The organism is Streptomyces sp. NBC_00341, assembly GCF_041435055.1.
GTDB lineage: Bacteria > Actinomycetota > Actinomycetes > Streptomycetales > Streptomycetaceae > Streptomyces.
In genome coordinates this window covers 8,314,640-8,333,462 of the sequence record NZ_CP108002.1, presented here as the reverse complement: position 1 = coordinate 8,333,462, position 18,823 = coordinate 8,314,640, and the positions used below count along the sequence as shown (strand labels likewise).

General features: G+C 72.2%; 10 protein-coding genes and 1 pseudogene. 6 read left to right on the top strand and 5 right to left on the bottom strand.

The annotated features are described in order from the left end of the window. Window positions 1-5 precede the first annotated feature (5 nt). Window positions 6-764: a TioE family transcriptional regulator gene (locus tag OG892_RS37125; RefSeq protein WP_371631379.1), complete on the bottom strand. Its 759-nt coding sequence runs from the start codon at window positions 762-764 to the stop codon at window positions 6-8. An 80-nt stretch (window positions 765-844) separates the two neighbouring features. On the opposite strand from OG892_RS37125, the gene OG892_RS37120 reads away from it, so the two are divergent. Continuing rightward, on the top strand, window positions 845-2,047 hold the full coding sequence (locus OG892_RS37120) for an erythromycin esterase family protein (protein WP_371631378.1): 1,203 nt from the start codon (window positions 845-847) through the stop codon (window positions 2,045-2,047). 17 nt (window positions 2,048-2,064) lie between these two features. Here the strand turns inward: OG892_RS37120 and OG892_RS37115 are convergent, their stop codons facing one another. Next, a complete protein-coding gene (locus tag OG892_RS37115; RefSeq protein WP_371631377.1) occupies window positions 2,065-3,084 on the bottom strand; it encodes a DUF389 domain-containing protein in 1,020 nt (339 codons plus the stop codon). A 31-nt stretch (window positions 3,085-3,115) separates the two neighbouring features. Continuing rightward, window positions 3,116-4,360 carry a hypothetical protein gene (locus OG892_RS37110; protein WP_371631376.1) on the bottom strand — a complete coding sequence of 415 codons (1,245 nt, stop codon included), beginning with the start codon at window positions 4,358-4,360 and terminating at the stop codon, window positions 3,116-3,118. Window positions 4,361-4,752: 392 nt separating this feature from the next. Here OG892_RS37110 and OG892_RS37105 point away from each other — a divergent pair, with 392 nt between their 5' ends. From OG892_RS37105 to OG892_RS37085, 5 genes are all read left to right on the top strand, one after another. Next, window positions 4,753-5,430, top strand: coding sequence for a GAP family protein (locus OG892_RS37105; RefSeq protein WP_073734065.1), 678 nt, complete (start codon window positions 4,753-4,755; stop codon window positions 5,428-5,430). Window positions 5,431-5,444: 14 nt separating this feature from the next. After that, on the top strand, window positions 5,445-7,139 hold the full coding sequence (locus OG892_RS37100) for a SulP family inorganic anion transporter (RefSeq protein WP_371631375.1): 1,695 nt from the start codon (window positions 5,445-5,447) through the stop codon (window positions 7,137-7,139). A gap of 108 nt (window positions 7,140-7,247) precedes the next feature. After that, a complete protein-coding gene (locus OG892_RS37095) occupies window positions 7,248-9,809 on the top strand; it encodes a S8 family serine peptidase (RefSeq protein WP_073734066.1) in 2,562 nt (853 codons plus the stop codon). After that, window positions 9,809-12,763, top strand: coding sequence for an FG-GAP repeat domain-containing protein (locus OG892_RS37090; RefSeq protein ID WP_371631374.1), 2,955 nt, complete (start codon window positions 9,809-9,811; stop codon window positions 12,761-12,763). Before OG892_RS37095 ends, OG892_RS37090 begins: the two co-directional genes overlap by 1 nt. 116 nt (window positions 12,764-12,879) lie before the next feature. Continuing rightward, window positions 12,880-16,263, top strand: a complete 3,384-nt coding sequence (locus OG892_RS37085; protein WP_371631373.1) for an AAA family ATPase — start codon at window positions 12,880-12,882, stop codon at window positions 16,261-16,263. Window positions 16,264-16,329: 66 nt separating this feature from the next. On the opposite strand, the gene OG892_RS37080 is transcribed toward OG892_RS37085, so the two are convergent. Further along, window positions 16,330-17,988, bottom strand: coding sequence for an acyl-CoA dehydrogenase family protein (locus OG892_RS37080; RefSeq protein WP_371631372.1), 1,659 nt, complete (start codon window positions 17,986-17,988; stop codon window positions 16,330-16,332). A 64-nt stretch (window positions 17,989-18,052) separates the two neighbouring features. Continuing rightward, window positions 18,053-18,655 (bottom strand): annotated as a pseudogene (locus OG892_RS37075) (TetR/AcrR family transcriptional regulator); the annotation flags it as partial. Window positions 18,656-18,823 lie beyond the last annotated feature (168 nt).

Genomic DNA, 18,823 nt, shown 5'->3' with positions numbered 1-18,823 from the left:
AGGTCTCAGCCGCGCTCGCCGAGGTATCCGTCCAGCTCCGCCGCTCCGGTCAGCATCGCCCGGCCGCGGGCGGACAGCCGGGCGCGCCAGTCGCCCAGTGCGGCCTCCAGCGGCTCGGGGCCGCCGGCCGCCCGCACCTGGGCGATCAGCGGGGCGATCTGCTCCAGGAGGTATCCGCCCCGCCTCAGCTGGTGGGTCAGCCGGGCGTCCCGCACGTCGGCCTCGTCGTAGACGCGGTAGCCGGTCAGCGGTTCACGGTCCGGGCTCAGCAGTCCGGCGCCCTCCCATTTCCGCAGCGTCGCGGGCCTGATCCCGAGCCTCCCGGCTAGCGGCCCGATGAACGTGACGCCGGTCGCCCCGGTGACCGAACCGGGCGGGCCCCCGGAGCCCGCACCGGGCTCGGAAGCCGGAGCGGGCTCCAGGTCGCGGAGGGCGCTCTCCACGGCCTGGAGGGTCCGGCGGTCGTCGAGGAGCTGGGCGTGGCTCTCGTCGATGAGGTGGAACGCCTGATCGACGGCGCCCTCGTTCACCGCCCGCATGATGAGCGTCGCCGTCCGGTGCCCGTGGCCGGGCACCAGGGCGAGGAACGCGCGCAGGGCGACCGCGTGCAGGGGCGTGTAGGTGCGGTAGCCGTTGGGTGTGCGGCCGGCCGCCGGAAGGATGCCGGCCTCCTCGTAATTGCGCACCGCCTGGGTGGACAGACCGTGCCCGCGTGCCAGATCAACCGGCCTGAGCCTCTCACTGCTTTGAAGGTTTTGCCTCACAGCCTCTCGTACTCCCCTGCATTATGGCCCCGGTTGTGAGCAGAAGTTTCCACCGTAGGTTCAACGATAGCGTTTAAGGCATGGCTACTGACATCAAGGACACCACACGGGCCGTGGAGGCCCACGCAGTCATGAAGCTGCTCCCGGGCCGGCCTCGGCTGCTGGCTCTGGGCGAGCCCACCCACGGCGCGGGCACGGTGCTCGACGCACGCAACAGGCTGTTCCGTCAGCTGGTCGAGCAGGAGGGCTACCGGACGATCGCGATCGAGAGCGACTGCCTGATGGGCCTGCTCGTGGACGACTACGTCACCTCGGGCACGGGGACGCTCGACGAGGTCATGGAGCACGGATTCAGCCACGAGTGGGGCGCCTTCGCGGGCAACCGCGAGCTCGTACGGTGGATGAGGGCGCACAACGAGGGCCGGCCCGCGTCCGAACAGGTCCGCTTCGCCGGTTTCGACGGGCCGCTGGAGATCACCGGCGCCGCGAGCCCCCGGCAGGCCCTCATCGCGCTCCACGGCCGGCTCTCCTCCCACGTGGACGCGGAGCTGCTCCCGTGCACCGCGCAGACGCTCGACCGGCTGCTCGGCCCCGACGACCGGTGGACCGAGCCCGCCGCCATGATGGACCCGGCCAGGTCGTTCGGGCGGTCGGAGGAGGCCGGGCGGCTGCGGCTGCTCACCGACGATCTGGTGGCGCTGCTCGATGCCCGCGCGCCGCAGCTGATCGCGTCGGACTCGCGGGCGGGCTGGCACCGGGCGCGCCTGTACGGGCGCACCGCCGTCGGACTGCTCCGGTACCACTTCTGGATGGCCGACACGTCACCGAGCCGCCTCTCCTGGCTGATGGGCCTGCGGGACTCGATGATGGCCGCCAACCTGCTCGCCCTCGCCGAGCAGGGCCCGGCACTGGTCAACGCCCACAACGGGCACCTCCAGCGGGACAGGAGCACGACGCGGATGGCGGGCCGGCCGCTGGAGTGGTGGAGCGCCGGAGCACTCGTGAGCGCCCGCCTGGGCGAGGGGTACGCCTTCCTCGCCACGGTCCTCGGCACGATCCGGCACCAGGGCGTGGACACCCCGCCGCCGGACAGCGTCGAAGGGCTCCTGTACGCGCTCCCGGACGACCGCTGCCTCGTCGACACGGCGGGGCTGGCCGCCGCCCTCGGTGACAGCCGGCCCGCCCCCCGGATGTCCCCGTACTACGGCTACTCACCGCTCGACCCGGCCCACCTGGACCGGATCGACGGCATCGTGTTCGTCAAGGACGTCCCGCAGAGCTAGGGCCTCTGGGGAAGCCGTCAGCTGCGCCCGCCCACTCGCACCGTGCAGGTGTCCGTGTCCGCGGGGCACCACTGGGTGCGCCCGCCGAACAGATGGAGTTCGAGGTCGGCGTCGCGCATGCCGTGCTCGTCGAGAGCGGCGCGCAGCGCGGTCGGCGCGGGCTGCGGAGGGAGTCCGAGTACGCCGATCACGACGATGCCGTTGCGGGCCTCGACGGACGCGATCTGCCATTTCCCGGTGGCGGCCCACTTCTCCGCGACCGGCCGGGCGTCGGCTGCCAGCGAGCGGTCCCGGGCGACGGTGACGGTGCCCGCGGTGAGCGGCGCCGCGACGAGCACGACCACGCACACCACCGCGGCGAGCGTTCTGCCGCGGAACTCCCCGACCCGCATGTCCGCCCTTTCGGCTCCCGCCCGGACCCCGTAGATCAGGAAGACCACGGTTCCGGTGGCGACGATGGCGGCCACGTTGGTGGCGAACAGCAGCGCCGACTGACCGGCGTCGTGGTAGCGGTGCACGGTGAGCAGCAGTCCGGTGACGGCGAGCGGTGGCACGAGCGAGATGGCGATCGCGACACCGGGCAGCGTGTCGGAGATGTCGGCGCGCACGAGGGCGAACGCGCCGACGGTGCCGGTGGCCAGCGCCGCGAGCAGGTCGATGAGGCGGGGGCTGATGCGTGAGGAGACCTGGCTGTTGGAGGCGTAGGCGTCGGGCGGGGTGACGATCCAGCCGAGCAGCAGACCGATCGTGACGACCGCGAGGGCGCCGCCGATCACGAGCAGCAGACAACGTGTCACCTGGCGGCGGCGCGCCAGGACGAGGGCCAGGGCGCAGCCGAGGATCGGGGTCATCAGCGGGGCGACGATCATCGCGCCGATCACGGTGGCGGTCGAGTCCCCGACCACGCCGGCGCTCGCGATGACGGCGGCCAGCACGAGCAGGCCCCAGAACCGGGTGGAGCCGGGGCTGCGGAATCCGCGCTCGATGAACAGGGTTCCGGTCATCCGCCGGACCGCGTCCGGGTCGACTCCCGCCATGGCAGAGGTCCTTTCTGTCGGTGACCGCCGGTCAGGCAGGGGGCGCCACCGGTGCCCGGTCCCCCGTGCCCGGCCGGGCTGCCAGGAACTCCACCACGGCCAGGAGGAACAGCAGGCAGAGCGCGATGCCGACGACCACCCAGCCGGTGGGGCGCGACCACAGCAGGTACACCAGCAGTGAGGCGGCCACCAGCACCCAGGTGATCCAGGTGCGCCGGCGGCGCACGAAGGGGCTCACCGGCCCGGTGCGCAGCCCGGCGCCGTCGGCGGTGGAGCGCACCGCCGCGATGCCGGTGACCCACAGCCGTCGTACGAGTCCGGCGCGCCGGCCCGGACCGGTGAGCCAGGCCGCCAGGGCGATGACGACGCCGACGGCGACGACCATCCGGACCGTGGTCTGCAGGAAGTGGGTCATCGCGTCGTAGACCGCGCCCGCGGCGCCCTGGGAGACGTCGGCGGGCAGCGCGTCCAGGTAGACCGCCCGGAAGACGCGCAGTCCGATGCCGAGGACACCGGCGGCGGCCGCGGCGCCGAGGCTTCCCGCGACCAGGGCCCGGCGCCGGCGTACCGCGAGCAGGACACCGGCGGCGATGAGGAGGACCGCGATCACCGGCAGCCAGTTGCCCAGGAACTGCAGGACCCGCAGGTAGGTCTTGACCTTGCCGATGTCGTCGGACCTGACGAGCGTGATGTCGGTGTGGATCTCGGGGATCCGTCCGGCGGCCGTCAGGCCGGCGTCGACCAGGCGTTGCTCGACCTGGTCGATCACGGGTGCGAGGTCGAGCGTGACCGCGTCGTTGGTCAGCTCGACGGCTCCGCCGCCCTTGCCGGTCAGCGCTTTGTCCACGGCGCTGTGGGCCCGCCGGTTGGCCTCGGTCCAGACCGTTGCGAACGCGTCGGAGGACACGACGGCGTGCGCCTTGTCGTGCACGAAGCTGCGGACCGCGCCCTCCAACGAGTCGCCGAGTTGACCGAGCGCCTTTTCCAGGCGGGGCCGGTCCGCGGGCGCCACGTCCGCGAGGAGGGCCGGGAGGTCGATCCGGGTCATGAGCGCGTCGGTCACCCGCCCGGCCACGGCGTCCTGGACATCGGGATCGGACGCCAGGGGCGCGACCGTGTCCACGTAACGGCCGGTGTCCCCCACCTGGTCGGCCGCCCAGGCGGCGACGACGGAGAGCGGGGCGAGCAGGCACCCCACGGTGATGAGCACCGCGGCGAGGAAGGACCGGCCGCGGTGCCGGGGCGGCCTGGCGCGCTCGCTCTCGAGTGCGGCCATCCGCGTGCGCAGAGCATCGAGTTCCGACTGCTCGGGACGCCGGGGCTGTTCCGACTGCTCCAACTTCTCCGGACGTCGCGGCTGTTCCAACTGCTCCGGACGCCGCGGCTGTTCCGATCGCTCCGGCTGTTCGGCTGCGTCGTCGCCTCGCGTGCTTCCGTCCTCCACCCTGCCCCCTGCTCCCCTGCCCCGTCCGGCTCGCCTTCTGTCTGTCTGCCTGTCAGGGAACGGTCTGCGGCAGGAGGGCGCGAGCCGAGCTGGGCCATTCGGGGTATTAACGAGGGGATCAAGTCACTACATGGCAGCTTGTCATCTTTTTCAACTACCTTGACCCATATGCACCGCCGGTCTCCACAGAAGGCCGCAGAACCGACGCAGCACGGAGGCCGGGCATGGGCGACGCCATCGGACAAGTACTCGCCCCGGCGGTCGGCATCGCCATCAGCCCCGTCCCGCTGATCGCGATGGTGCTGATGCTGGCGACACCGCGCGGGCGGACCAACGGCATCGTGTTCACCGTCGGATGGATCGTCTCGCTGTCCGTCCTCGTCACCGTGGTGGTGCTGGTCGGCGCCGGTGCGGACGCGTCCTCCGGCGGCACGCCCGCAAGCTGGACCTCCTGGCTGAAGCTGGCCTTCGGCGTGCTCTTCCTGCTGCTCGGCGCCCGGCAGTGGACGCTCCGGCCCAGGGAGGGGCAGAAGGCCGAGAACCCCGGCTGGATGGCGGCCATCGACGCCTTCACCCCGGCCCGGACGGCGGGCCTCGCCGTGGCGCTGGTCGTCGCCAACCCCAAGAACCTGGTGCTGGCCGTCGGCGGCGGTGTGTCCGTCGCCGGAGCCGACGCCACCGTGGCCGGCCGGGTGGTCGCCATCGTGGTGATGGTCCTGATCGCGTCGCTGTGCACGGTGGTCCCGCTCGCCGTCTATCTCCTGGGCGGCGAACGTTCGGCTCGGGTGCTCGGCGGCTGGAAGGAGTGGATGGCACTGCACAACGCCGCCATCATGACGACGCTGCTGATCGTCCTGGGCGTCAAGTACGTGGGTGACGCGGTGAGCGGTCTGGCCGCGTGATCCCGGTGCGGGCCGTGTTCAAGGCTGCGAGGTCCCGGCTGGGCAGGCCGCGCCCGGCGGATGTGGGTTCCGGACTGGTCACGGGCCTGTTCTCCATCCCGGAGGGCATGGCGTACGCGGCGATCGCCGGGTTCAATCCGGTCGCCGGGCTGTACGCGGGCGTCGTACCGGCGATCGTCGGCTCGCTCACCGCCCGAACCGTCCTCATGGTCACCACCCTCACCAGTGCGATCGCCCTCACCTCCCAGAGCGTGCTGAAGGACGCCGGACTCGACCCGAAGGACACCGGCAGCATCGCCACCCTGACGCTCATGGCGGGCGTGGTCATGCTGCTCATGGGTGCGCTGCGGCTCGGGGTGCTGCTGAGCTTCGTGTCCAACGCCGTGATGACGGGCTTCTCCGTCGGGATCGCACTGCAGATCGTCACCGGCGTCCTCAAGGACGCCACCGGCTACGACCCGCACGGCCACAACCGCCTGTACCAGCTGGGCGACTGGCTCGCGCATCTCACGGACTGGCAGCTCGACACCACGCTCGTCGCCCTCGTCACCATCGCGGTGTGGGCGCTCGCCCGGCTGGTGCGCCCCCTGAAGCCGGTGGCCCTGCTGATCGCCATGACCGTCTCGACCGCCGGAGTCGCGGTGTTCGGAGTGGACGTCGAGCTGGTGCGCGACATCGCGCACATCCCCGCCGCCCTCCCCGGGTTCTCCGCGCCCGACCTGTCCGCCGCGCCGAAGCTGCTCGGCGGGGCGTGCGCGGTGGCCCTGGTGGCGCTGGCGCAGGCCGCCGGGATCGGGCCGTCCATGCCCAACCCCGACGGCTCCCGCTCCTCCGTCAACGGCGACTTCGCGGCCCAGGGGCTGGCCAACCTCGCGGGCGGTTTCTTCCAGTCGCTGCCGGCCGGCGGCTCGTTGTCCCGCACCGGGGTGGCCGTGTCCGCAGGCGCCCGTACCCGGTGGGCGGGGGTCCTTTCGGGGGTGCTGCTCGCCGCCGTCGTGCTGGTGTGCGCGCCGCTCGCCGAACGCATCCCCATGCCGGTCATCGGCGGGCTGATCCTGGTGGTCGGCGGGGAGCTGATCCTGGGCAAGCGCGATGACGTGCGGCTGGTGCTGCGCACCTCGCGGCTGTCGTTCGCGGCGATGGCGGTGACCTTCCTGGCCACCACTCAGATCCCGTTGCAGCGGGCGATCGTGCTCGGCGCGGTCCTGTCGCTCCTGCTGTACTGCGCGCAGGCGGCGCGCCGGGCGCGGCTGCTGGCACTGGTGCGCGACCCGGAGGGGCGTTGGCATCCGGCGCCGGTTCCGGAGCGGCTGACGCCCGGCGAGGTCACCGTCCTGTACTACGACGGGGTCAGCCTGTTCGCGGAGCTGCCCAGGATCGAGGCGTCGCTGCCGCGGGCGGACGGGGCGACGGGCGCCGTGCTCGTCCTCGTGATGCGCGGGCTGCCGGACGTACCGTCCTCCATGGTGGTCAAGCTGCTGCGGCGCCGGATCCGTGAACTCGACCGGAACGGGGCCCGGCTGGTCCTCGTGGGCGTGCAGCCGGAGCTCGGCCGCCTCCTGGAGACGACCGGAATCGCCGGGGATCTCGGCCCCGACGGGGTGATCCCCGCCGGAGGCGCGCTGTTCGAGCCGCTGGAGGAGGCGCTCGCGCAGAGCCGTACGTGGGCCCGCGGTCACTCGGGCGACGGTTCGCCGGACGGCTCCTGAACCGGACGAAGTCCCCTGGCCAACGCCCCTGAGGGCCTTGTAATGCCCGAGTAACGGTGCCCTTCTAGCGTGCGGACTCCCCCGTACCGTTCCTGGAGGAGCATCCCGATGCACCTGTCCCGATCGCCCCGGCGCAGAACCGCCGCATGGGCGGCCGCAGCGCTCACCGTCACGGGCCTGCTGATCGGCCCACCGTCCGCGGCCGCCGCTTCCGGGCCGACCGCCCAGGTCGACGCCGCCCTGCTGAACGCCGTGGACGGCGGCGGCGACGCGTCGTTCTTCGTCGTCCTCAAGGACAAGGCCGACCTGTCGCCGGCCAAGGGCAAGCGCGCCCACGCCGCGAAGGCGAAGTCGGCGTTCAGCGAGCTGAAGACGAAGGCACAGACGAGCCAGCGCTCGCTCAACTCCTTCCTCGACAAGAAGAAGGTCGGCCACCAGGACTTCTGGATCGCCAACGCCGTCAAGGTCACCGGTGACGCGGACCTGATCGCGGAACTCTCGAAGCGCTCCGACGTCGCGCAGATCGTCAAGGAGCAGCACTACAAGCTCGACGACATCGAGAGCAAGCCCTCGAAGGCAGCGACGAAGGCGGCCGTCAACGCCGCCTCGAAGGCCGCGGCCACCGAAGAGGACGGCGCGCCCGAGTGGGGCGTCAAGGACATCAAGGCCGATCAGGTCTGGGACGAGTACCGGGACCGGGGCGAGGGCATCGTCATCGCCAGCGTCGACTCGGGCGTCCAGTACGACCACCCGGATCTGGTGGACAACTACCGCGGCAACAACGGCGACGGCTCCTTCACGCACGACTACAACTGGTTCGACGCCAGCGGTCAGTGCCCGACCAGCGCTCCGTGCGACAACAACGGCCACGGCACCCACACCATGGGCACCATGGCGGGCAAGGGCGGCGTCGGCGTCGCCCCCGGCGCGACCTGGATCGCCGCGAAGGGCTGCGAGACGGAGAGCTGCTCGGACGGGGCGCTGCTCGCGGCCGGCCAGTGGATTCTCGCGCCGACCGACCACAACGGTGAGAACCCGCGCCCGGACCTCGCGCCGAACATCGTCAACAACTCCTGGGGCGGCGGCCAGACGACGTTCTACCAGGACATCGTCGAGGCATGGAACGCCGCGGGGATCTTCGAGGCGTTCGCGGCCGGCAACGCCGGTGACGGCGCTACCTGCTCGACCACGGAGGCGCCCGGCGCGCAGGCTCCGGCCTACGGTGTCGGCGCGTACGACTCGACCGGGAAGATCGCGAAGTTCTCCGGCTTCGGCCCGTCGCTCGTCGACGGCTCGATGAAGCCGAACATCTCGGCCCCGGGCGTCGACGTCCGCTCCACCTGGCCGGGCGACTCGTACAACACCATCTCCGGTACGTCGATGGCGACTCCGCACGTCGCGGGCGCGGTGGCGCTGCTCTGGTCGGCGGCCCCGTCGCTCATCGGTGACATCGACACCACCCGCACCCTGCTCAACGAGGGCGCGACCGACGTCGACGACACGCACTGCGGTGGCACCACGGCCGCCAACAACGTCTGGGGCGAGGGCAAGCTCGACATCTACTCCTCCGTCGAGAAGGCTCCGCACAGCGCCGGCACCGTGACCGGCAAGGTCACCGACAAGGCCACCGGCACCGCGCTGTCCGGCCTCTCCATCCAGGCCACCGACACCGCAGGCACCTCGCGCACCGTGCACACCACCGGGACCGGCGGCTACCGGCTGACCCTCTCGGCCGGCACGTACGACTTCACGGTGAGCGGCTACGGCTACGCGACGTCCAGCGTCTCCGGCGTCGAGGTCACCGAAAGTGGCGACCTCACCCAGGACTTCGCACTCGACGCCGTCGCCTCGCACCAGGTCTCCGGCACCGTCAAGGACGTCCAGGGCCGGCCGCTGGGCAAGGCCACCGTCGCGGTCTCCGGTACGCCGGTGAAGCCGGTCACCACCGGTACCGACGGCACGTTCACCCTGCCCGCGGTCGCCGAGGGCAGCTACACCCTGACCGTGACGCCCACCGCCCCGGTGCTCTGCAACGGTGTGTACGCCGAGTCCCTCAAGGTGGCCGGTGACATGTCGGAGAAGGTCAAGCTCCCGCTGCGCACCGACTCCTACGGCCACACCTGCTCCCCGGCCACGTACTCCTGGGTCAAGGGCACCACGAAGGTGGCGCTCAGCGGTGACGAGGACGCCAAGACGATCTCGCTGCCGTTCCCCGTGGAGCTGTACGGCGTTTCCTACACCAGCGCCTCGGTCACCACGAACGGTCTGATCAACTTCATGGAGCCGCGGCTCGGTGACTTCGACAACGTCGCGCTGCCGTCCGTCGCCAAACCCAACGGCGCCGTCGCCGCCCTCTGGGACGACCTGGTCCTGGACAAGAAGTCCAGCGTGCAGACGGCCACCAAGGGCGATGTCGGCCACCGTACGTTCGCCGTCGTGTGGAACAAGGCCGCCTACGCGGACGGCTCCGGCGGCCGCGCCACCTTCGAGGCCGTCTTCGACGAGGCCACCGGTGCGGTGACGCTGCAGTACAACACGGTCGACGACCGCGGCGTCGGTGCGACGGTCGGCATCGAGAACCAGGCCGGCGTCGACGCACTCCAGTACTCGTACAACCAGCCGGTGCTGACCGCCGGTTCCGCCGTTCGTATCGCGCCGGAAGGCAAGTAATGAGAACCCACGCCTCGCGGCGGGCCCTGCGGCTCGCCTCCACCCTCGTCGCGGCCGGTCTCGCGCTGACCGTGGCCCCGCACGCACTGGCCGCCGACAGCTCCCCCACGGCGATGCGGCTCACCGCTGAGCAGGCGAAGCAGCTGGCCGCGAACGCCCACGTCGATGTGTACGGCGACGGCACGGCCAAGGACGGCGCGTCGGACGACCCCGCCGCCACGGATCACGGCACCTCGCTCCAGGACTCGTCCGGCAAGGGCGCACCGAAGTCCAAGGCATCCGGCGCGGCGTCCGGCACCGCCGCCGCGGACACGCCCGTCACCTTCACCAAGAAGTCCGCGCTGGACGGCGTCACCGGTCTGGGCGCCACCGTGCAGGCCGGGTCGCACGGCTACTTCACCGTGCACAGCCTCGCCACCATCCAGCTCCACAAGCCCGACGGCTCCACTACCTGGTCCCGCAGCAGCAACTCGCTGTACGCGGACTGGGGCATCACCCACTTGCGGCCGTGGGAGACCGAGTTCTACCCGGCCCGGGTCCTGATGGGGTACAACGCTGTCAGCCCGTTCTCTCCCTACTCCGACCAGGGTTACGACACCGGCGACCTGACCGGTGACGGCGTCCCGGACCTGGTCTTCTCGGCGAGCGTCGGCATGAACCCGCCGACCGGCGTCACCATCCCCGGCACCAAGATGACGTCCGGCACGATGGTGACCGTCCTGGACGGCAAGTCCGGGAACACGCTCTGGTCGAAGGTGTACGCCTACGCCGGCATGGTCAAGATCGTCGACGGGACGCTGCTGGTCGCCGACTCGCCCCAGCTGAACGGCACAGCGCCGGCCGAGGCGACCGGCGCCCTGTACGGGACCCGGTTCTCGTACGCCGACGGCGCGCTGACCCCCTCCTCGACCTGGACCTACGACACCGGGGAGACCGGGGCGGCCGCCTGGGGTTCGCTGGAGGACGCGGGCGACGGGAAGGTCGCCGCCTCCTGGAACCTCAGCAAGACCGCCACGGCCGCCGCACGCGGGCGCACCCTGGTCCTGGACACCGCCGACGGTTCCGTCGTCTGGCAGAAGGACAGCGAGCTGTACGGGCGTCAGCTGCACCTGGACGCCGCCCGGGGCCGGATGGTGGCCCTGGAGCAGGCGGACACCTCGGACGCGGTCGAGTACCAGGTTGTCTCCTACGAACTGGGCAGCGGCAAGCGCATCGCGCTGGACACCCGGATCAACGCCCTGCCGACCGCCATGACGATCGGTGACGTGGCCGCGGGCGGCGGGACCGAGTACGCGGTCAGCGAGTCGACCCTCGACTCCGCCATGTCGCTGAACTCCAGTACCGTCCGCCTCCTGAGCGGCTCTGACGGTGCCACGGTCCAGTGGACGCACACGACCAAGCGCGCGCCCGGCAACACGAGGAACGCTCCGGCCACCTGGCACATGGACGTCGTCGGCGGCAAGCTGATCACCGCTGCCCAGGACGACACGGACAGCGCGCTGGCGCAGAACGTCAGCAGCCTGCGGTACGGCTCGCTGACGGCGTTCAACGCCAAGGGAAAGATCAGCTGGCAGCACGCCGGGCTGACCGCCTCACCGATGTTCCAGCAGGCGTACCGCTCCGGCGGCAGCGACTACGTGCGGACCATCGACCCGCAGCAGAACATCCACGAGTACAAGCTGGGCAACGGCAAGCAGCAGAGCCTGACGCCGCTCCAGGGCGACCTCAACTACGCCCAGGCCGCCGATCTGGACGGCGACAAGAAGCTGGACGTGGTCGCAGGCGGCACCTCGAACGGTGTCTGGGCGTGGTCGGGCCCGTCGCTGGTCAAGGGCGCGCCCAAGCAGCTGTGGAAGACCACCGTCCCCGGCTCCGTCCTCAGCGTCCAGACCGGTGACGTGACCGGTGACAAGAAGCCCGAGGTGATCGTCGCCGCGGAGACGGCGGTGGTCGTGCTCGACGGCACCACCGGCAAGATCCTGACGACCATCGACGGCGGCGGGCAGTACGTCCGCTCCGTCACGGTCGCCGACACCGACGGCAAGGGCAAGGCCGAGATCCTGGTCCCGACCGACGCGCTGCGCGTCTACAAGGGCAACGGCAAGGCGCTGTGGACGTATTCGGCCCCCGCGGCCGACGGCGATGTGGTCTTCTCCGACACCGTGACCGGTGACGGCCAGGTGTACACGCAGTACGCCTCCAAGAACGCGCTGGACCTGCCCGACGCCGCCGAGAACGGTGTCGCGCTCGACGGTGCGAAGGGCACGGTGAACTGGAAGGCCGATCCCGAGGCACCGGCCAACGCGGTCGACGGCAAGCTGCACGGCGCGCTCCTGGACCACGCCGTCTTCGCCTCGCCGAACATTCCGTACGCGGACGGGCACGCGGTCGTCTACACCTGGATGGTGCTGGCCGATCCGACCACGGCGGGCGACATCTCCACCGCCACCCCGCGCGATGTCATCGAGATCCGTGACGGGCGCACCGGCGAACTGCTGCACCGCACCGTGAACGGCAGTCCGTGGTCGCACGGCAACTTCTTCATCGACGGCAAGGGCGACCCGCTCTACGACCTGAGCTTCGGCACCTTCCGCGGCTACGGCGCCGACGGCAAGGACACCACCAGTTCGGTGGTGGCGCCCCTGCGGACCGCCCAGTTCATCGACGGACCCGGCGGCCGGCGGCTGGTGGCCGGTGGTGTGGAGGGCGGTCTGGGCGTGTGGGACCCGTCGGTCCTCACCGAGGAATCGTCCTTCCAGTCCGGCCTCGGCAGCGTGACCAACGGCGGAGGCCGCAACTACCTCGCCGCCGACCTGGACGGCGACGGCGTCGACGACATGGTCTCGCTGAACTTCGACGACCACGGCAACAACCGCATGGCCGAGCAGCTGGGCGGCGGCGTCCTGTCCCTGAACGACTCCGGTCGCCAGATGGCGGTGTACACCCTGTCCTGACGCACCGCCGGGTCCGTGCGGCACCGCGCCGTGACGACCCGTGCATGCGTTGACCACTGAGGACTCCCGGGCCGCGCCCGGGGGTCCTCGGCATGCTCGGTTACAGTTGCGCCCTCATGAACGCACGACGTACCACCGGCACCGATCCCGTGGCGCCACGTTTGAACCTGCACCTTTTCGGCGGTTTTCGGGTCACCCGGGAGTCCGGCGCGGCGCCCGCAGAACGCTGGCCGAGACTGACCGCACAGGCCCTGGTGAAGCTGCTCGCCGTGGTGCCGGAACACCGCCTGCACCGCGAGCAGGTCATCGACATCTGCTGGCCCGGCGCAGAGCCGCACGCGGCACAGGGCAGCCTGCGCGTCGCTCTCCACTCGGCGCGCCGGATCCTGGAGCCCGAACTCGCCTCGCGCGCCACGTCCTCCTACCTGGTCGCCGAGGGCGCGCTGCTGTTCCTGAACCCGGAAACGGTGTGGATCGACGCGGACCAGGCCGAACGGGACGCGCTCGACGCGCTGGCGAGCGGCGGCGTGGCGGAGCTGGCGCGGGCCCTGGAGTGGTTCTCCGGCGAACTGCTGCCCGAGGACCGTTACGCCGACTGGGCCGAGGGCCGTCGCTCGCAGCTCGCGGAGCTGAAGGAGCGGGTGCTGCTCGGGCTCGCCTCGGCACATCTGGAGGCGGGCGCGGTGCCGGAGGCGGCGGCCGCCGCCGAGCGGGTGCTCGAATCGAGTCCCGCCGAGGAGCTGGCGCACCGCATCCTCATCGACGTGTACACCCGGCAGGGGCTGCGGCGTCGCGCGGTGCGGCAGTACCACGTGTGCCGGGCCGCACTGGACGCGGAGCTGGGGGTGCGGCCGGGCGCGGAGACAGAGCGTCTGCACCGAGTCGCACTGGCGGCGGAGCTTCCGCTCGTACCGTCCGCACCGTCCCTGCCGGCCGTCCTGCGGGTCCCTGTGACGACCCCGCTGCGCGGACGCGAGGCCGTCCTGCAACGGCTGCTCGCGGCGGACGGCCCCGCGGTCGTGAGGCTGCTGACCGGCGAGGCGGGGGTGGGCAAGACCCGGCTGGTGGGCGAGGTGGCGCGGCGGGCCGCCGCATCCGGTACGGCGGTGCTGTGGGGCGGCGGGCACGACGCGGAGGGGCACACGCCGTACGGGGCGTTCGCGGAGGCGCTCGACGGATGGCTGGCCGAACGCGACCCGGACCAACGGGCCGGGGTCGGCACGGAGTACCCGGAGCTGGCCGCGTTCCTCCCGGCGCTGGGCCGGGTGCGCGCGGACGAGGAGCGGAGCCCGGAGGAGGAGCGGGACCGGCTGTTCCGCGCCACGGCCGGGCTGCTCGGCGAACTGTCCTCCGTGCAGCCGGTGCTGATCGTCCTGGACGACCTGCACGCGGCGGACGAGGGCTCGTTCCAGCTGCTGAGCCACTTGGCGCGGAGGGCGGCACAGACGGGCGGCCCCCGGTTCCTGGTGACGTGCCGCGAGGAGGAGATACCCGACGGCGATCCGCGCAGGACCGGGCTGACGTCACTGCTGCGCCAGGGGCTGGCCACGCGCGAGGAGGTGGGGCGGCTGAGCCAGGAGGCCTGTCTCGCGGTGGTGCGCGACACGGTGCTGCTGCCCGCCGCGCGGCATCCGGCGCCGGGACCCGACGCCCCGGCCGGTGACGTCGCGAAGGACGAACGGCTGAACCGGGTGTGGGAACTCTCCCTCGGCAATCCGCTGTTCGCCGTGGAGCTCGCCCACGGACTGGCGGAGGACGTGCCCGGTGTCCCGGCGCCGGACGGAATCCGGCAGCTGGTGGCGGAGCGCCTGGGCCGGCTCGACCCCGACACGCGGCGCATCGTCGAGGCGCTCTCCGTCGCGGGGCCAGAGACCGCCCTGTCGGAACTGCTCGACGTCGCCGCGCACGGACTCCATCCGCCGGTCTCCGGCGGCGCCGCCACCGACGCGCTGGAGCACGCCATCGGCGCCTCCCTCGTCGAGGAGCGCGATATCGTGCTGGCGGGCCAGCACGAGGCCGGGCTGATCTTCCGGCACCCCCTGGTCCGTCTCACCTGCTACGAGGAGCTCTCCGCCGTCCGCCGCAGGCAGTTGCACGGCGCGTTCGCCCAGGCGGTGCTGCGCCGCCGCCCCGACGCCGTCGACACCCTCGCCTCGCACTTCGCGCACGCCGACGATCCGCGCGCCGCCGAGTACCTGCGCAGGGCCGCCGCACGGGCCGCGGCCCTCTTCGCCAACGACACCGCGGACCGCTACTACCGGGACCTGGTGGCACGGCTCGACGTGGACGCGGCCCGTGCCCGCCTCGCGCACAGCCAGGTGCTCTGCCGGATGGGCAACTTCGGTGAGGCGGCCGAGGTGCTGCGGCTCGCGCTGGACGAGTTCGCCCGCCGGGGCGACCACGAGGACGTCGTACTCACCGCCGCCTGGCTGGCCGACGCACTGGCGCGGGCGGGGGGCCCGGACTCCGGCAGGCAGGTACTGGGCGAGCATCCGGTGACCGAGGACACCCCGGTGGAGCCGGCCGCCGGGCACTACCTCGCGCTCTCCATGATCTGCAAGATCCAGGGGCGGTACGAGGAGGGCTACCTGGCCGCCCGGCAGGCGCTCGCGGTCGCGCTGCGGGTGTCAGGAAAACAGGGGCAGGGGCTCGTGGCGCGCTCGTACGCCCTCCAGGCCAGCAACCTGGGCCTCAACGGGCGGCTGGACGAGGCGCGTACGGCGGCCGGCCAGGCGCTCGCTCCGGCCGAGGAGTACGGGGATCCGACCCTGCTCGGCTCGGTCCTGTCGACCTTGCGGGAGAACCGCCGGCGGGGCGGCCGGCTGCGCGAGGCGGTGGCCATGGGAGAGCGCGCCCTCGATCTCGCCGAGCAGTCGGGCGATCCGATCGCGGCCGCGTTCGAGCGGGCGAACCTCGCCGAACTCTTCCTGCTGCTCGAAGAGTTCACCACCGCGCGGATGCTCGCGGAGGCGGCGGTGGCGAGCGCGGAACCGGACGACGCGTGGTGTCTGCCCTACACCCTGGCGACGCTGGCCCTGGTGCGGATACGCACCGGAGAGCCCTCGGAAGCGGCGGACCTGCTGGACCGGGCCGAGCGGTCCGCCGTGGGGATGGTGGACCGGCAGGCCGGCCGCGAGGTCCGCACGGCCCGTGCCGAACTCGCCCTGCTCGCCGGTCTTCCGGGCGATGCGCTCAGCGCCGTGGACGGCTTCGCGGAGGAGGCCCCGGTGCTGGCCGCCTGGGGGCGACTGCGGGCGGGACATGCCGGACCGGCGTGGCGGATCGCGCACGCGGAGGTCGAGCGGGCGGCGCGGACCGGCGAGCGGATCGCCGAGGCGGACGCCCGGATCGCCCTGGCCGTGGCCCTGTTCCGGCTCGCGGAGCACGCGGCCGCGCGGGAGGCCCTGGAGCGGGCCGAGGAACTGGTACGGGCGCTGCCGTATCCGGCGGGGATCCGTCACGCGGCCGACGCGCGCCGCCTGATGGACGAGGTCGCCTGAGACGGGGGCGCGTCTGTCCCCACCCCCGTCTCCCACGTCTCCCCCATCTCCTCCGTCTCCCCGGTCTCAGGCGGGGAGCCGCTCCAGCAGTCCGGCGAAGTCCGTACCCGGCGCGAGGGTGCCGAACGCCAGGCCCCGGTCCCCGTCCAGCCGGGACGCGCAGAAGGCGTCCGCGACCGGGGCCGGGGCGTGCCGGACGAGGAGTGAGCCCTGGAGCACGAGCGCGGCGCGTTCGATGAGACGGCGGGCGCGCAGCGGGGCGTCCTCGGTGAGCACGAGTTCGCCGCGCAGGTCCTGCCAGGCGGCGTCCAGTCGCCGGTCGGCGCCGGCGGCGGCGTCGATCTCGGCGTGGAAGGCCTCGAAGGACTCGGGCTCACGGGCCAGCGCCCGCAGCAGGTCGAGGGCGTTCACATTGCCGGAGCCCTCCCAGATGCCGTTGAGCGGGGCCTCCCGGTAGAGGCGCGGCATCCCCGACTCCTCGACGTATCCGTTGCCGCCGAGGCATTCCAGCGCTTCGGCCACCGCGACGGGCTGGCGCTTGCAGACCCAGTACTTGCTGACGGCCGTGGCGAGCCGCAGGAACGCGCGCTCCCCGGTATCGCCCCGCTGCGCCCGGTCGGCGGCGCCGGCCAGCCGCAGCGCCAGCGTCGTCGCGGCCTCCGACTCCACGGAGAGGTCACCGAGTACGTTGCGCATGAGGGGCTGGTCGATCAGCCTGGCGCCGAACACCGAGCGGTGGCGGGCGTGGTGGGCGGCCTGGGCGAGGGCGGCCCGGGTACCGGCGGCGGAACCCAGGACGCAGTCCAGGCGCGTCATGGTGACCATGTCGATGATGGTGCGTACGCCCTTGCCCTCGGTGCCGACGAGCCAGGCCACCGTGTCGTCGAACTCGGGCTCGCTGCTGGCGTTGGCGCGGTTGCCGAGCTTGTCCTTGAGCCGCTGGATGCGGAAGGTGTTGCGGCTGCCGTCCGGCAGTACGCGCGGCACCAGGAAGCAGGAGAGCCCGCCGGGCGACTGGGCGAGCACGAGGAAGAGGTCGTTCATCGGCGCGCTGGTGAACCACTTGTGCCCGCGCAGCCGCCAGGTTCCGTCGGCCGCTTCGGTGGCCGCGGTGGTGTTGGCGCGCACGTCGGTGCCGCCCTGCTTCTCCGTCATGCCCATCCCGGCGAGCAGTCCGGGCTTCTCGGCCGGGGTGCGCAGGCCGGACTCGTAGACCCGGCTGGTGAGCAGCGGCTCGTACGTCTTGGCCAGGTCGGGTGAGTGGCGCAGCGCCGGGACCACGGCGTACGTCATGGAGACCGGGCACAGGTGCCCCGGTTCCAGGGTCGTCATCAGCATGAAGCCCGCCGCGCGGGCCACGTGGGCGCCCGGTCGCTCGTCGGCCCAGGCGGCTCCGGCCAGGCCTGCGCCCACCGAGGTGTCCATCAGGTGGTGGTAGGCGGGGTGGAACTCGACCTCGTCGACGCGGTGTCCGTAGCGGTCGTGGGTGCGCAGGACGGGTTCGTGGTCATTGGCCTGGTCGGCCCAGCCCTGCGCCTCCTCGCTGCCGACGAGGCGGCCGAGGCGGTGCAGTTCCCCGGTGTGCCACTCGGCGCCCTCGCGGCGCACGCCCTCCAGCAGCACGGCGTCGTCCGCGACGTCATGGCCGGTCAACGGCGGTGTCTGGTTCGTTACTTCGTGAGTCAGGGCGGTGGGGTGGCTGCGGGGGGCGTCGGTCGTGGTCACGGTTTTCCTCCGAGTGGGATGGACGGGAGGCAGGGGTTCGCGCGGGTCCGGTCAGGGCTGCGGGGGGCGGGGCGCCCGCGCAGCGCAACGCCATGGCGACGAGTTCGGCGAGGAGCGCCTCCGCGGCCTTCTCGTCGCGGGCGCCGAGCGGGTCGACGAGCACTTCACCGATCGCCCCGGTGAGCGCGGCCGCGGTGATCTCGCCGTTCTGGGCGGGCAGCAGGCCGGACTCGATGCCCTCGTGCACGACCTGGGCGAACAGGGCGCGGTAGCGGCGGCGGAATTCGAGGCGTTCGGCGCCGACCGCCGGCTCTGCGGGGGCGGCGAGCAGCGCGTAGGCCAGCCCTCGGTTCTCCAGGGCGCGGCGGGCGAAGACCTCGACGCCGCGTCCGATCCGCCCGACGGGGTCGCCCGGCCCCTGGAGCACCTCGCCCAGTACGTCGACCTCGCGCCCGGCGGCGCGCCGGAACACCTCGACGGCGAGGGCGGTCTTGGACGCGAAGTGCTGGTAGACGGAACCGGCCGCGATGCCCGCCGAGTCGGCGACGGCGGTGACGGACGCCTGTGACCAGCCCACTTCCGTGATCACCGAGGTGGCACAGGTGATCAGGTGCTCTCTGGCGGCTTCGAGCCGACTGATTTCGGCTGGGGTCTTGCGGTAGGCCATATAAAAAGTGAACCACCATTCAGAGTTTCCCGCCACAGTCGGTTCCACCGGCCCGACCCGGACGGTACGCACGCGCCAGTCCAACTCGACTTCCAGCTGGGCCCTGGCCTCCGCGGTTTCCTCCGGCAGCAGTTCCTCCCGGCCCGAGACCACCATCCGCCGGAAGAA